Consider the following 13,065-nt stretch of genomic DNA (forward strand, 5'->3'; position numbering starts at 1 on the left):
AACAATTAATAATAAATATAATACGCAGTAGTATTTAATCGCAAACAGAAGAAATTATGGAATCAGTAGACTTTTCAACATGGTTAAAGAAGATGGAGTTAAACCATCCTTTAGTAATTGCCGGCCCATGTAGTGCAGAAACGGAAGAGCAAGTTTTAAAAATAGCTCATCAACTAAAAGAAACGGATGCTACTGTTTTTAGAGCAGGTATTTGGAAACCAAGAACACGTCCTGGAAATTTTGAAGGCAATGGTGTAAAAGCATTACCATGGATGGCCAAAGTAAAGGAAGAAACAGGAATGTTAACTACCGTTGAGGTGGCTAATGCAGAGCATGCTAAGTTAGCTTTAGAATTTGATATTGATATCATTTGGATTGGTGCAAGAACAACTGTAAATCCTTTTGCTGTACAAGAAATTGCAGATGCATTGGCAGGTACTGATAAAATAGTGTTGGTAAAAAATCCTATAAATCCTGATTTAGAATTGTGGATTGGTGCTATTGAGCGTTTACATACTATGGGAATTAAAAATTTAGGAGCTATTCATAGAGGTTTTTCTTCTTTTAAAAAGACGAAATATAGAAATACTCCACAATGGCAAATTCCTATTGCATTAAAACAAAGATTTCCAACATTACCAATAATTAATGATCCTTCTCACATTTGTGGTGAGCGTGAAGGTATATTTGATGTATGTCAGACTTCTTTAGATTTAAAATTTGAAGGCTTAATGATAGAAACGCATTTTGACCCTGATAATGCTTGGAGTGATGCTAAACAACAAATTACACCAGCTAGATTAAATGAAATTACTGAAGAGCTTAAAGTTCGTAAAGGGAGAGTCGAAGAAAAAGATTCTTTAGATAAATTAAATAATTTGAGAGCTCAAATCAATGTGTTAGACAAACAATTAATTGATTTATTAGCCGATAGAATGGATGTTGTTGAAAACATTGGTAAAGTGAAAAAAGAAAGTAATGTTGCTATTTTACAACGTAGTCGATGGTCAGAAGTTATGCAGGGAATGGTTAATGAAGGTAAACAAAACGGGCTTAGTGAAGATTTTATAGAAAAAATATTCAAATCTATCCATCAAGAGTCTATCGAACATCAAGAGAAAATTGTAAATAGTTAGTATTCAATTTTTGAAATATAATTAAAGATTACGTCCTACATGGTTTTCAAAACTATGTGGGATTTTTTTATATTGGAGGGGTTATTTTTAGTATTTTTATTCGAAATTTATGGACTCTAAATTATCACATATATTAGTTATTCGTCTCTCTGCAATGGGTGATGTAGCTATGGTTGTTCCTGTTTTAAGGGCGTTAGTAAAAAGGCATCCTGAAGTAAAAATCACCATGATATCTAGGGCTTTTCTCAAACCTTTGTTTGATGATATTCCTAATGTGCACTTTTACGCGGCAGATGTAAAAGGAACACATAAGGGTCTTATGGGTTTGTATAAGTTGAGCAAAGAATTGAAACCATTGAAGTTCAATGCAATAGCCGATTTACATAATGTGTTACGATCAAAAATTTTACAATTTTTTCTTTTTGGAATAAAAAAGGCAGTAATTGATAAGGGTAGAGCAGAAAAAAAAGCATTAGTACGTGTTGAAAATAAGATATTTAAACAGCTAAAAACTTCGCAGCAACGTTACGCAGATGTATTTAGAAAGTTAGGATATGAATTTGATTTAATAAACCCTGTTTTTCCGGAAAAGTCAATATTATCAGAAAAAATAAATGATTTAGTGGGCTTAGATCATAAAAAATGGATTGGTATTGCTCCTTTTGCACAACATCAAGGAAAAATGTATCCACTAGATTTAATAGAAAAGGTAATTGATAAACTATCGGCGTCTAACAATTATAAAATAATACTATTTGGAGGTGGTGATAAAGAAATAAAGGCCTTAAACGATTTAGAAAAGCGTTTTATAAATACTCTTACTGTAGCCGGAAAGTTAAATTTTAAAGAAGAATTGTCGCTGATTTCAAATTTAGATGGTATGCTTAGTATGGATTCTGCTAACGGGCACTTATCAGCTATGCAAGGGGTTAAAACTTTAACTATTTGGGGTGTAACACATCCGTTTGCGGGGTTTGCCCCTTTTAATCAACCCCATAACCGTCAAATTTTACCAGATTTAGAGAAATATCCTAAGTTACCATGTTCCATTTATGGTAATAAAGTCTTTGAAGGTTATGAAGACGTAATGCGTAATATTGATCCACAAATGGTAGTCGATAAAATTGAGGAGATCATTTAATTGGCTTTGTAAACTTGTATGGAATAATAGTTGATAGTCTAATCTCATGATCAAAAAAGTTACAAGTATTGTTTTGTTAATTATACTTTTTTCCTGTAAAAAGGAAGGTGTATCAAAAAATTCCTTGAGTATCGCTATTGTTCCAACGGTACAGCAGCGTCTAATAAATTCTGACGGAAATACCTTAAAAACTAGAATTCATCCGCCGAAAGGCTATAAAAGGGATTCGCTTCAAAAAAAATCTTTCGGTTATTTTTTACAAAACCATCCTTTAAAAGAACATGGCAAGCAAGTTCAGCTTTATAATGGTAATTTAAAGAACCGTCAAGACGTGCATGCTGCTATTTTTGATGTCAGCGTTGGTAAGCGTGATTTGCAGCAATGTGCAGATGCCACAATGCGTTTACGAGCCGATTATCTCTTTCAGCAAAAGAAATATGATAGCATTCATTTTAATTTCACCAATGGTTTTAACGCGAAGTATAATAAATGGCGAAACGGACAACGTATTTCTGTAAAAGGGAATAAAGTAAGTTGGTATAATGGAGGTGCAAAGAGTGACTCAAGAACGAGTTTCGATAAATACTTAACTATGGTTTTTAGTTATGCAGGAACCTTGTCATTAGAGAAAGAGATGAAAAAAATTAATGTCGATGAAATACAAATAGGCGATGTTTTTATTCAAGGAGGTAGTCCGGGTCATGCTGTAATTGTAGTAGATGTTGCTAAAAACAAAGAGGGTAAAAAGCTGTTTTTATTGGCTCAGAGTTATATGCCTGCACAAGAAATACATGTTTTAAAGAACTTTAAGAATACGAACATTTCACCTTGGTATGATGCTGAAAATTTGCAATACTTATATACTCCAGAGTGGAATTTCACTAAAAATAATTTAAGAAGATTCAATTAAACACCGCTCTTATTGAATTATTTTGATAATTTATTTTACTTCAGGCAACTATTTTTAATTTCACTGCGTCTATATAAATAGAAAACAAAACAATTGAAAATTATACCATTTTATAATAACGAAAAGCAATTGATTAAAAAGGCTGCTGCTGAAAACAGGCAAGCACAGCAGGCGTTGTACGAAAAACATGCACCAAAAATGTTAAGTGTTTGTAGACAGTATATTAATGATTTGCATTTTGCAGAAGATGTTATGGTTGATGGGTTTGTAAAAGTTTTTAAGCATTTAAGTTCTTTTAAACACCAAGGAAGTTTTGAAGGTTGGATACGGAAAATTATGGTAAGGGAATCTATTTCACACCTTAGAAAACAACAGTTTGTGGTTTATGACGACGATATTATTGAAAGAAATAAGGATGTTGACACGTATACTTCTGAACTAGACGTTGCTCATATTCAGTTGTTAATTGATGCGTTGCCAACAGGCTATAAAGCAGTATTTATATTAAATACAGTTGAGGGTTACAAACATCAAGAAATTGCCGAAATGCTAGGTATTACAGAAAGCACATCGAAATCGCAATTGTTTAAAGCACGAAAAATGCTTCAAGAAAAATTAAAGCAGCAGAAAATTATAGGTTATGGCACAAAATAAATTTGAACAACATATAAAAGAGGAGCTAAATAGACGAGAAATTCAACCAGCTGATAATGCATGGAACAAAATTTCTAATAAGTTAGAACCACCTCAAAATGAAAAGAAAACTCGCTATATATGGTTAGGTGTTGCGGCAAGTTTTGCAGGATTACTCATTATTTCTACAATATATTTCAATTATGATAAAACTGATAGTAATGATAGTGATACTGTGGTTGACACTAATAAAGAAAATCTTGAAATTATAGAAAAGGATTCAAATTCATTAGCAAAAGAAGTTGAAGAAAATCAAATTGCAAATACAGAGGTTGTAACGCCAACTAATACTAAAGAAGTTTATAAAAAAGAAAAAGTTGACAGGTTAGAAAAAGAAATTAAAAAACCAATAATAAATGAAGGTAATGCGATTGCCATAGTTCAACCTCAACAGAAAGTTAAAAATGACAAAGTTGTGTTTAGTCAAGAAGAAATAATACAACAAAAAATTGCTGAAGTAGCAGCTAAGGTTGATAAACTTGAACAAAATGAGAACATCTTAACAGATATGGAGGTTGATTCTTTAATACTACAAGCCCAAAAGGAAATACTTCAAAATAAAATATTTCGCCAAGACGGTTCTGTTGATGCAATGACATTACTGAACGAGGTGGAAGGAGAGTTAGAGAAGCCTTTAAAAGACAAGCTTTTCGACTTGCTTAAAAAAGGAATATTAGAAACAAAAAATGCCCTTGCCGATTCAAATTAATATTTAAAAAAAATTAACAAAATGAACAAAAGTATCTATGTAATAGGTTTGCTAATGTTATTTAGCACCCTAAATTTAACCGCACAAGAGAAAAGTAATTCTAAAATTGATAGCCTAAAAAATGAGAAAGGTCAGGTTGTTTTAGAAGAGAAAGCTATTCTTAAAAGAAAGGTTGAAAATATTAATAAAGTTTTAAAAAGTAAAGAAATTAGCCTTGAAGAAGCAAATATTTTAAAGGAGAATGCTGCGAAAATTCATGCAATAAACATAGAGCATAAAATTGCTTTGATTGATAATAAAATAGATCTTTTACAACGAAATAATGGTAAAAGTAAAATGGTTGAAAGCATAATTGATCCTAAGCCTGGAGGTGTAACAGCCGTAATTGGGTTTGGTGATAAAGATAAAAATAATAACACCCTTTTTGGAGTAAGTATTAATGATAGAAGCCCTAAAAAAGTGAAATATGATAATAGAACGACTTCAGCTTTAATTTTAGCTGTGGGTTTAAATAACGCTTTGATTGAAAATGAGTCCTTAGATGACTCTCCATATAAAGTGGGAGGGAGTCGCTTTTTTGAATTAGGATGGGAGTGGCAAACACGTGTATTTAAAAATTCCAACTTTTTAAGATTGAATTACGGGCTTTCGTTTCAGTTTAATGGCTTAAAACCTAAAGATAATCAATACTTTGTAAGTAACGATGGTCAAACAGAATTACAAGAGTTTCAATATGATCTAAAAAAATCAAAATTACGTATGGATAATTTGGTATTTCCCGTTCATTTTGAGTTTGGTCCTTCAAACGTTAAAAAAACAGAGCAAAGTATCAGATATTCCACATATAAAAAGTTCAAATTTGGAATTGGTGGCTATGGTGGTTTTAACTTAGGTACACGTCAAAAATTAAAATATGAAATAGATGGCGATAAAGTTAAAGACAAGATAAAGAGAGATTACAACACCCCGAATTTTATATACGGATTAAGTACTTATGTTGGTTTTGGAGATACAACAATCTATTTAAAGTATGACTTAAATCCAATTTTTAAAGATGCACTAGTGGAACAACATAATATTTCATTAGGGCTTCGTTTTCATTTATAGATACATACCAAATAGTCATTAAAATACTCGATTAAATTCGTTTCTATTACCTTTATATTTCAACATAAAATATAACCATAGTCAAAACTATGCTTATATTTTCTATTTCATCTAAATGAAATATAACTCAAATTTATTATCAATTATTTTAAAGTCCATATGGTATTATTTGAAACTAAAAAAACCTCCAATTTGGAGGTTTTTTGATATCATAACTTGTGTTATTTTAGTCCAAAGCTGGAATACGTAACATTTGTCCTGGATAAATCTTATCAGGATCTGATAACATAGGTTTGTTAGCTTCAAATATTACAGGATACTTCATAGCGTTTCCGTAATATGTTTTTGCAATTTTACCAAGCGTATCCCCACTAACAACAGTGTGAAATTGAGCTTCAGGTTCTTGAATAGCAGTTGTCATTCTGTCGTCAACACTTGCAATACCTTCTGTGTTACCTACAACTAAAACTATTTTTTCACGAGTAGCTTGATTTTCAGCTTCACCGTAAACAAGTGCTAAATCACCATCAACAGATATGTCTAAATCGGTTACACCAAAGCCTAAAGCTTCAACAGCATTAACCAATTTACTTGCTTTTACACGAGCTAATTCAGTTGCTTTCGCTGCATCTTCTAATGCCTCTTCTTCTGTAGTTTTGCCAATGCCAAATACTTTTGCACCAGCGTTTTTAATAAATGAAAATAATCCCATAGTTTAATTTTTAGTTTTTTATGTTTAAGGCTGTTAATATACGACAATTTTAAAAAATTATCATTGTTTTAAAAAATAGGATATCCATTAATTATGAACTGAAATTTACGTTGGATATAAACTCGGGTTATACGTAAAAAAGCCATACAAACAAATAAGAACTCCAATAAGCATAATTAAACCATATATTATGCGAACCGTTTTACGTCCAAACATTTGAATAAAGGAGGCAATATTAATATAGCCTCCGCCAGGTTCTACAACCCAATCCCAATCAAGTATTAAGCCTATTATTATCAGCAGAAATCCTGCGACTCCAAGTAAATAACCATACTCTGGGTTTGCTGACATAAAATCTGTAAATACTTCCATGTTTTAATCTCTTATGGGTAAAGAACGTTTTTAAGTCTTTGATTATTTTACTTCCACTTATGTATGTTTCAAAAGGTATTTAATATATGGTGAATTGAGATAATATAACAAAAAAGTGAATTATAAAATTGTATTTTTGTACAAAGCCTAATTTTTATGATACTCCACAATTTTGAAGAACAAAATTCAATTTTAAGCCAGTTTATTTCGGAACTAAGAGCTACTGACATTCAAAAAGATAGTATGCGTTTTAGAAGAAACATTGAGCGTGTTGGCGAAATTCTTTCTTATGAATTAAGTAAAACCTTAGATTTTGAGTCAAAAAACATACAAACTCCATTGGGTGATAAGAAGGTTTCAGTATTGCAAGATGATTTAGTATTATGTTCTATTTTACGAGCAGGTTTTCCTTTACATCAAGGATTGTTAAATTATTTTGACAATGCAGAAAATGCTTTTGTTTCTGCGTACAGGCATCATCCAGATGGTAAGGATGATTTTGAAGTCATTGTTAATTATTTGGCTTCACCATCTTTAAATAATAAAATTTTACTGTTAGCAGATCCTATGTTAGCAACAGGTAAAACCTTAGAAAATGTACTAAAAGGATTTAAAGATCATGGTACACCAAAACAAATTCATATTGTTTCTGTTATTGGATCAACTGAAGGTATAAATTATGTAGAAAAAGTTTTTCCAGAAAATACACATTTATGGATAGCCACTATTGATAATCAATTAAATTCTAGAGGATACATTGTACCAGGTTTAGGCGATGCTGGTGATTTATGTTATGGTGAAAAACTTTAGAAACTTATAGAAATATTGAAACTATAGCGGCCGCAACAAATAAATACAAAAACACATCTTTAAACCATTTTTCCTTAACCATTTGCAAATAATTTGTAAAAAGAACGGCGGTTGGAAAGAATAGAAATAAAAATTCTGAACCATTTTTTACAGGTGCAGGTATAATTATCAAAATACTTACTATTAAATGAACTGTTAATACAAACCAAGCATTTTTAAGATCACTATTAATTGATATTATTTTTAAAGTAGTTGGAAAAATCACCCAAATTATGAATCCTAACAATAAGGTCAATGGAATTAGTAATTTTAATGAATTGTAATTCGTAAAGACGAAGTTTGTTGTAAAATCCATCTCATAAGTATCGAACTTGTCAAGTAACATTAAGTAAGATGCATAAATAATAAAAGGTGTTATAAGTCCTACAAAAGGTATTAGTACATTTCTAATGGTACGCTTGTTAAAATTAATAATGGCAGCATAAGGTAGCACCATAAATAAAATACACCAAGGATATATTATTGTTGCTATACCAATATAAAAAGAACAGTCAAATAATTTTTCTTTTGGATTTTTAACTGTTCTTAAGCTATAAATTCTCCTAAAAGCTAATAATAGTACTATGTGTGCTCCTAATAATTTAAATTCACTTATTACACTAGGAAACATGGCAATAAAAAGTACCATTAAAAGTAAATCAAAGGCATTGTCTTTAATTAATCCATTTTTTTTAGTAATAAATTGAACTAATAACAAAGTAATCATTAAAAAAGACAGTACTGCTAATTTTTTTAAAAAGAATGTAAAGCTAAAATCAATGGCAGCTGTAGAGAATATTGAAACAAAAATCACCAATGTTATTAAAATAAAAATGGTAAAAGTGGTTACAGGTGTTGATTTATTAAAAAAATTGGCAATCATTGGTAATATTTCATATTTTTGCCCTGTAAATATACTTAAGATATGATTGCAAACAATATTTTTAGAGCTTTAGGCGATTTTTTCACAAATGTTTTATTTGTGCCGTATGATTATTTTAGATCAATACATGGTTGGTGGTCATCAAATATTTTAAACACTATTATTGTTATCATAGGTTTTATGGCAGCATTTTATTGGTTGAGTAAAATGTTTAAACACGAAAGAGAAAATAGTCTTTAATAAAGTAAATTTTGGGAAGTAAAAATAAATTAAAACGCTTTCGCGAGAATGAAACGTTTGTAAATGTTGTACAGCCTTCTCGAAAAGAAATTTTAGAGGGATTTCATTTAAAATCTAAATGGAATACTTTTTTTAAAAATGATAATCCAATTATTTTAGAGCTTGGTTGCGGCAAGGGTGAATATACTGTTGCTTTAGCAAAGCGAAATCCAAATGTAAATTATATTGGCATTGATATTAAGGGTTCACGTTTTTGGCGTGGAGCTAAAACAGCATTAGATGATAAACTTGATAATGTTGCCTTTTTACGTACTCAAATTGAGTTAATTGATATGTGCTTTGGTGTTAATGAGGTTAGTGAAATTTGGATTACTTTTCCAGATCCTCAGATAAAGTATAAGAGGATGAAGCATAGGTTGACAAATCCTGAGTTTCTTAAAAAATATCAGCAAATCCTTACTGATGAAGGTGTTATGCACCTAAAAACGGATAGTGAGTTTTTACATGGTTATACGTTAGGTTTGTTACAAGAAGGGAATCATGAAATTATATATGCACATCATAACATTTATATTAACAGTTATAGCCCTCTAGAAGCAACAGAGATTAAAACTTTTTATGAAAATCAGTTTTTAGAACAAAATAAAGCCATAACTTATATAAAATTTAGGACGCTTTATAAGTAATAATAGTCTTTTTAACTTATGTCAGAAGATGGTTTTTTTGAAAAAGTATATAAAATAGCTCGAAAGATACCTTATGGTAGAGTAACGTCATACGGAGCAATAGCTAAATATTTGGGAGCTGCCAAATCGGCCAGAATGGTAGGTTGGGCCATGAATGCTAGCCATCTAGATGATACCATACCGGCTCATCGGGTTGTGAATAGAAATGGTATTTTAACTGGGAAGCATCATTTTGATGGAATTAATCTAATGCAGCAACTATTAGAAAATGAAGGAGTTGAAGTTATAGACGCCAAAATCTCGAATTTTGAGGCTGTTTTTTGGAATCCAAAGGATTAAATGTTAAAAAAGAAACAATATTTTTAATAAAATTAAGTTTTAATACTGTTTTTAAATAATGCCATTGCATAATTTTTACTAAATTGCGACCCAAAAGGGAGAGTACATGAGACTACATTATAAATTACTTACATTGATCATACTATTTTCGATGACTAAAACTTTTGCTCAGCTTGAGTTAAGTCACGAATTTGGTATAACAACAGGGCCCGTTACCATGCAGACTGATTATGGTGAAAGACATCATTTACCTAGTAGTACGGCTACTAGTTTTGGTATTGCTGCGGTACATTATTTAAGTTTTTACGGGAGTAATTATAACTGGAGAAATGGAGCAAGTTATTTTTCTGACCATTTTAAACTGAAAACAGAAGTGTCTTACTATTTTAATAATAGTTTAGAGCACAAAGGTCAGTATGTAGACGATGGGGCTTCAAATCCGATAGTTAACGAGTTGAGAGCCATGCATGGTAAAACTAAATCTCTTAACTTTGGTACAGCTCTAGAGTATTATTTTAAAAATTTAGAAGATTATGGTCTTTTATTTAATGATGATGACAGATTTGCACCTTATGTAAGTGCTGGACTTCAGTATAATATGTTTACGCCAGAACTTACTTCTGATTTAGGAGATTGGACTACTAATCCTTCCGTTTTACCTGAAAAATGGCAAGACCAAGTATATGTAGGTAAGCAAAATGCATTTTCTATGACTATGAGTGCTGGTACTCGTTATAAATTTGACAATTTTGATTTAGTTTTAGATGCTAGATGGCAATACTTCTTTACAGATAAATTTGATGGTTTAGATTCTAAAAAAGATGAATCCAGTAAATTTAATGATACCTTAATTTATTTTAGTGTGGGTGTTGTTATTGATATGGATACATTTGCTAGAAATTATTAATCTAGAGCATTTTTTAAATCAATTAATAAATCATCAATATCTTCAATACCAACACTTAATCGTATGAGGTTGGTAGTTATACCCATTTTTTCTCTTTCTTTTATCGGAATAGAAGCATGTGTCATTGTCTCAGGATGATTTACTAGACTTTCTACACCTCCCAGAGATTCTGCTAAAGTAAATAGTTTAAAGCTCTCAAGTACTTTAAAAGTAGCTTCTTGGCTTTCATCTTTTAATTTAAACGAAACCATTCCGCCATAGTTTTTCATTTGTTTTTTAGCAATATTATAATTTTTACTATTCGCTAATCCAGGATAGTAAACTTCACTAACTTTTGGATGTGTACTTAAATACTTTGCAATAGCTAATCCATTTTCACTATGACGTTGTACTCTTAAATGTAAGGTTTTTATACCACGTAATGCTAAAAAACTGTCTTGTGGTCCAGCAATAGCTCCACCTGCAAACTGTATGAAATGAATTTCCTTAGCTAATTTCTCTTCCTTCACCATTAAAGCACCCATAACAAGGTCAGAATGACCACCAAGATACTTAGTAGCAGAATGCATTACAATATCAGCTCCTAACTCTAATGGCTGTTGTAAATATGGTGTGGCAAATGTATTGTCAACTGCAATTAGTATAGTATCATCAACTGCTTTTACATTTTGAGAAATTTGTTCTATATCAGCTATCTTCATTAACGGATTTGTTGGTGTTTCTATCCAAATCAGCTTAGTGTTTTTATTAATAAATTTTTCGATATTAGAGGCATCTTCCATATTTACAAAATGGAATTTTAATCCATATTTTTGAAATAACTTTGTAAACATTCTATAAGAACCGCCGTATAAATCGTCACCAGTTATTATTTCATCTCCTGGGTTTAATAGTTTTAATACACAATCAATAGCTGCCAAACCTGACGAAAAAGCAAATCCATGTGTGCCATTTTCTATGGCAGCAAAATTATTCTCTAAAGCGGTACGAGTAGGGTTTGCTGTTCTAGAATATGCATATCCTTTATGTTTGCCTGGACTATTTTGTGCATAGGTAGAAGTTTGATAAATGGGAGGCATTACAGCTCCTGTAGCTGGGTCGTGTTGTTGACCGCCATGTATAGTTTTTGTATTAAATTTCATCTTTATCAGTTATTTTTTTTATCAATGGCCCTACAGTTAAACCTTGAACTATTATTGAAAACACAACAATTACATAGGTAATTACTAAGAATAAATCACGTTCCATAGTTTGTGTTAAACTTAATGCTAAAGCTATTGAGATTCCACCACGTAAACCGCCCCATGTCATGATTAAATTTGTTTTACGTACAAAATTTAGTTTTTTAGCATAAATTTTAATGGGTAGTAATAGCGATATGTATCTGGCTAATAGCAAAATAGGAATCGTTAAAAATCCTGCTAAAACATATTCGACTTTAAAAGTTAACACCAACATTTCCATACCAATCATTACAAATAAAATGGTGTTTAATAAAATATCAATCAACTCCCAAAATTTGTCCACATATTGCTCTGTAAGCTCACTCATTGACGATTGTCTAATTGTATCATTTCCTACTAATAAACCAGCTGTAACCATCGCTAATGGAGCTGATAAATGAAAGTGTTGAGCGATTAGTGTACCACCCATTACAGCAGCTAAAGTCAAAATTACTTCGATGGCGTAATCATCAATGCTTTTTAATAGTCTATAAGTTAACCAACCAATAGCTAAACCAAGTCCAATACCACCACCTACTTCTACTAAAAATAATTTAGAAACATTAATAATTGAAATTTCTTGCCCTCCTTTAGCAATTTGATAAATAGTTAAAAAGATAACAACACCTACACCATCATTAAAAAGAGATTCTCCAACAATTTTGGTTTCTAATTGTTTCGGAGCTCCAACTTTTTTCATAATTCCTAATACAGCAATGGGGTCAGTTGGAGAAATGAGAGAGCCAAAGAGCAAACAATAAATAAAATCAACATTAAAACTTAACACTTTCAACAAGTAATAAACTATTATTCCCGTTAAAAACGTAGATATAAAAGTACCTAATGTGGCAAAGATTAAAATGGGTTTTCGCTGTACTTTTAATTGCTGAAAATTGGTGTGTAAAGCACCTGCAAACAACAGAAAACTCAGCATAATATCCAATAAAACGGTTTCAAAATTTATTTGAGAAATAAATTCTTTTTCCTTTAAAAGTAAAGTGTCATCAAAAAAACTTAATCCTAAAATTGCCAAGGTGAATAGAATGGTAATTAGCATTAACCCAATAGCATCAGGAAGTTTAATAAATTTTATGTTTAAATATCCAAAAAAAGCAGATAATACTATAAGAACGGTTGCTATACTAAAATAATCCATGT

At 31.0% G+C, this 13,065-nt stretch carries 16 protein-coding genes; 11 read left to right on the forward strand and 5 right to left on the reverse strand.

Annotated elements, in window-relative coordinates; translation table 11 throughout:
- The first annotated feature begins 56 nt into the window (after window positions 1–56).
- The 6 genes from D3P13_RS15535 (at window position 57) to D3P13_RS15560 (ending at window position 5,696) form a co-directional block, all read left to right on the forward strand.
- Complete coding sequence (locus D3P13_RS15535; RefSeq protein WP_117883794.1) at window positions 57–1,136, forward strand: bifunctional 3-deoxy-7-phosphoheptulonate synthase/chorismate mutase type II; 1,080 nt, start codon at window positions 57–59, stop codon at window positions 1,134–1,136.
- 109 nt (window positions 1,137–1,245) lie between these two features.
- Complete coding sequence (locus D3P13_RS15540) at window positions 1,246–2,277, forward strand: glycosyltransferase family 9 protein (protein WP_117883795.1); 1,032 nt, start codon at window positions 1,246–1,248, stop codon at window positions 2,275–2,277.
- Window positions 2,278–2,323: 46 nt separating this feature from the next.
- Window positions 2,324–3,187 (forward strand): DUF4846 domain-containing protein, encoded by an 864-nt coding sequence (locus D3P13_RS15545; RefSeq protein WP_198680049.1) that lies wholly within the window; start codon window positions 2,324–2,326, stop codon window positions 3,185–3,187.
- Window positions 3,188–3,280: 93 nt separating this feature from the next.
- On the forward strand, window positions 3,281–3,841 hold the full coding sequence (locus D3P13_RS15550; protein WP_117883796.1) for an RNA polymerase sigma factor: 561 nt from the start codon (window positions 3,281–3,283) through the stop codon (window positions 3,839–3,841).
- Window positions 3,828–4,589, forward strand: coding sequence for a hypothetical protein (locus D3P13_RS15555; protein WP_117883797.1), 762 nt, complete (start codon window positions 3,828–3,830; stop codon window positions 4,587–4,589). Before D3P13_RS15550 ends, D3P13_RS15555 begins: the two co-directional genes overlap by 14 nt.
- A gap of 21 nt (window positions 4,590–4,610) precedes the next feature.
- Window positions 4,611–5,696 carry a porin family protein gene (locus D3P13_RS15560; RefSeq protein WP_117883798.1) on the forward strand — a complete coding sequence of 362 codons (1,086 nt, stop codon included), beginning with the start codon at window positions 4,611–4,613 and terminating at the stop codon, window positions 5,694–5,696.
- Between the two features lie 226 nt (window positions 5,697–5,922).
- Here D3P13_RS15560 and lysM read toward each other — a convergent pair whose 3' ends face one another.
- Window positions 5,923–6,408 (reverse strand): peptidoglycan-binding protein LysM, encoded by a 486-nt coding sequence (gene lysM / locus D3P13_RS15565; RefSeq protein ID WP_117883799.1) that lies wholly within the window; start codon window positions 6,406–6,408, stop codon window positions 5,923–5,925.
- A gap of 105 nt (window positions 6,409–6,513) precedes the next feature.
- Complete coding sequence (locus tag D3P13_RS15570; RefSeq protein ID WP_157972938.1) at window positions 6,514–6,759, reverse strand: immunity 17 family protein; 246 nt, start codon at window positions 6,757–6,759, stop codon at window positions 6,514–6,516.
- A 177-nt stretch (window positions 6,760–6,936) separates the two neighbouring features.
- On the opposite strand from D3P13_RS15570, the gene upp reads away from it, so the two are divergent.
- A complete protein-coding gene (gene upp, locus D3P13_RS15575) occupies window positions 6,937–7,590 on the forward strand; it encodes a uracil phosphoribosyltransferase (protein WP_117883801.1) in 654 nt (217 codons plus the stop codon).
- A gap of 4 nt (window positions 7,591–7,594) precedes the next feature.
- Here the strand turns inward: upp and D3P13_RS15580 are convergent, their stop codons facing one another.
- On the reverse strand, window positions 7,595–8,512 hold the full coding sequence (locus tag D3P13_RS15580) for a DUF6427 family protein (RefSeq protein ID WP_117883802.1): 918 nt from the start codon (window positions 8,510–8,512) through the stop codon (window positions 7,595–7,597).
- A 42-nt stretch (window positions 8,513–8,554) separates the two neighbouring features.
- Between D3P13_RS15580 and D3P13_RS15585 the strand changes: the two genes are divergently transcribed.
- From D3P13_RS15585 to D3P13_RS15600, 4 genes are all read left to right on the forward strand, one after another.
- Window positions 8,555–8,752 (forward strand): DUF6341 family protein, encoded by a 198-nt coding sequence (locus tag D3P13_RS15585; protein ID WP_117883803.1) that lies wholly within the window; start codon window positions 8,555–8,557, stop codon window positions 8,750–8,752.
- Window positions 8,753–8,763: 11 nt separating this feature from the next.
- Window positions 8,764–9,438, forward strand: a complete 675-nt coding sequence (gene trmB / locus D3P13_RS15590) for a tRNA (guanosine(46)-N7)-methyltransferase TrmB (RefSeq protein WP_117883804.1) — start codon at window positions 8,764–8,766, stop codon at window positions 9,436–9,438.
- A gap of 18 nt (window positions 9,439–9,456) precedes the next feature.
- Window positions 9,457–9,777: an MGMT family protein gene (locus D3P13_RS15595; RefSeq protein WP_117883805.1), complete on the forward strand. Its 321-nt coding sequence runs from the start codon at window positions 9,457–9,459 to the stop codon at window positions 9,775–9,777.
- A gap of 106 nt (window positions 9,778–9,883) precedes the next feature.
- On the forward strand, window positions 9,884–10,684 hold the full coding sequence (locus D3P13_RS15600; protein ID WP_117883806.1) for a THC0290_0291 family protein: 801 nt from the start codon (window positions 9,884–9,886) through the stop codon (window positions 10,682–10,684).
- On the opposite strand, the gene D3P13_RS15605 is transcribed toward D3P13_RS15600, so the two are convergent.
- Entirely contained in the window at window positions 10,681–11,826 is a 1,146-nt protein-coding gene (locus tag D3P13_RS15605; RefSeq protein WP_117883807.1) for a cystathionine gamma-synthase, read from the reverse strand. The genes D3P13_RS15600 and D3P13_RS15605 overlap by 4 nt on opposite strands.
- Window positions 11,816–13,063: a cation:proton antiporter gene (locus D3P13_RS15610; protein WP_117883808.1), complete on the reverse strand. Its 1,248-nt coding sequence runs from the start codon at window positions 13,061–13,063 to the stop codon at window positions 11,816–11,818. Before D3P13_RS15610 ends, D3P13_RS15605 begins: the two co-directional genes overlap by 11 nt.
- Between the last annotated feature and the right edge of the window lie 2 nt (window positions 13,064–13,065).

The organism is Aureibaculum luteum, assembly GCF_003449015.1.
Lineage (GTDB): Bacteria > Bacteroidota > Bacteroidia > Flavobacteriales > Flavobacteriaceae > Aureibaculum > Aureibaculum luteum.

What these genes read in the sequence shown, in the direction of transcription:
- D3P13_RS15610 (WP_117883808.1), bottom strand. Translation starts at nt 13,063, where the DNA reads ATGGATTATTTTAGTATAGCAACCGTTCTTATAGTATTATCTGCTTTT.
- D3P13_RS15535 (WP_117883794.1), top strand. Translation starts at nt 57, where the DNA reads ATGGAATCAGTAGACTTTTCAACATGGTTAAAGAAGATGGAGTTAAAC.
- D3P13_RS15560 (WP_117883798.1), top strand. Translation starts at nt 4,611, where the DNA reads ATGAACAAAAGTATCTATGTAATAGGTTTGCTAATGTTATTTAGCACC.
- D3P13_RS15580 (WP_117883802.1), bottom strand. Translation starts at nt 8,512, where the DNA reads ATGATTGCCAATTTTTTTAATAAATCAACACCTGTAACCACTTTTACC.
- lysM (WP_117883799.1), bottom strand. Translation starts at nt 6,408, where the DNA reads ATGGGATTATTTTCATTTATTAAAAACGCTGGTGCAAAAGTATTTGGC.
- D3P13_RS15595 (WP_117883805.1), top strand. Translation starts at nt 9,457, where the DNA reads ATGTCAGAAGATGGTTTTTTTGAAAAAGTATATAAAATAGCTCGAAAG.
- upp (WP_117883801.1), top strand. Translation starts at nt 6,937, where the DNA reads ATGATACTCCACAATTTTGAAGAACAAAATTCAATTTTAAGCCAGTTT.
- D3P13_RS15570 (WP_157972938.1), bottom strand. Translation starts at nt 6,759, where the DNA reads ATGTCAGCAAACCCAGAGTATGGTTATTTACTTGGAGTCGCAGGATTT.
- D3P13_RS15600 (WP_117883806.1), top strand. Translation starts at nt 9,884, where the DNA reads ATGAGACTACATTATAAATTACTTACATTGATCATACTATTTTCGATG.
- D3P13_RS15540 (WP_117883795.1), top strand. Translation starts at nt 1,246, where the DNA reads ATGGACTCTAAATTATCACATATATTAGTTATTCGTCTCTCTGCAATG.
- D3P13_RS15545 (WP_198680049.1), top strand. Translation starts at nt 2,324, where the DNA reads ATGATCAAAAAAGTTACAAGTATTGTTTTGTTAATTATACTTTTTTCC.
- D3P13_RS15585 (WP_117883803.1), top strand. Translation starts at nt 8,555, where the DNA reads ATGATTGCAAACAATATTTTTAGAGCTTTAGGCGATTTTTTCACAAAT.
- D3P13_RS15605 (WP_117883807.1), bottom strand. Translation starts at nt 11,826, where the DNA reads ATGAAATTTAATACAAAAACTATACATGGCGGTCAACAACACGACCCA.
- D3P13_RS15555 (WP_117883797.1), top strand. Translation starts at nt 3,828, where the DNA reads ATGGCACAAAATAAATTTGAACAACATATAAAAGAGGAGCTAAATAGA.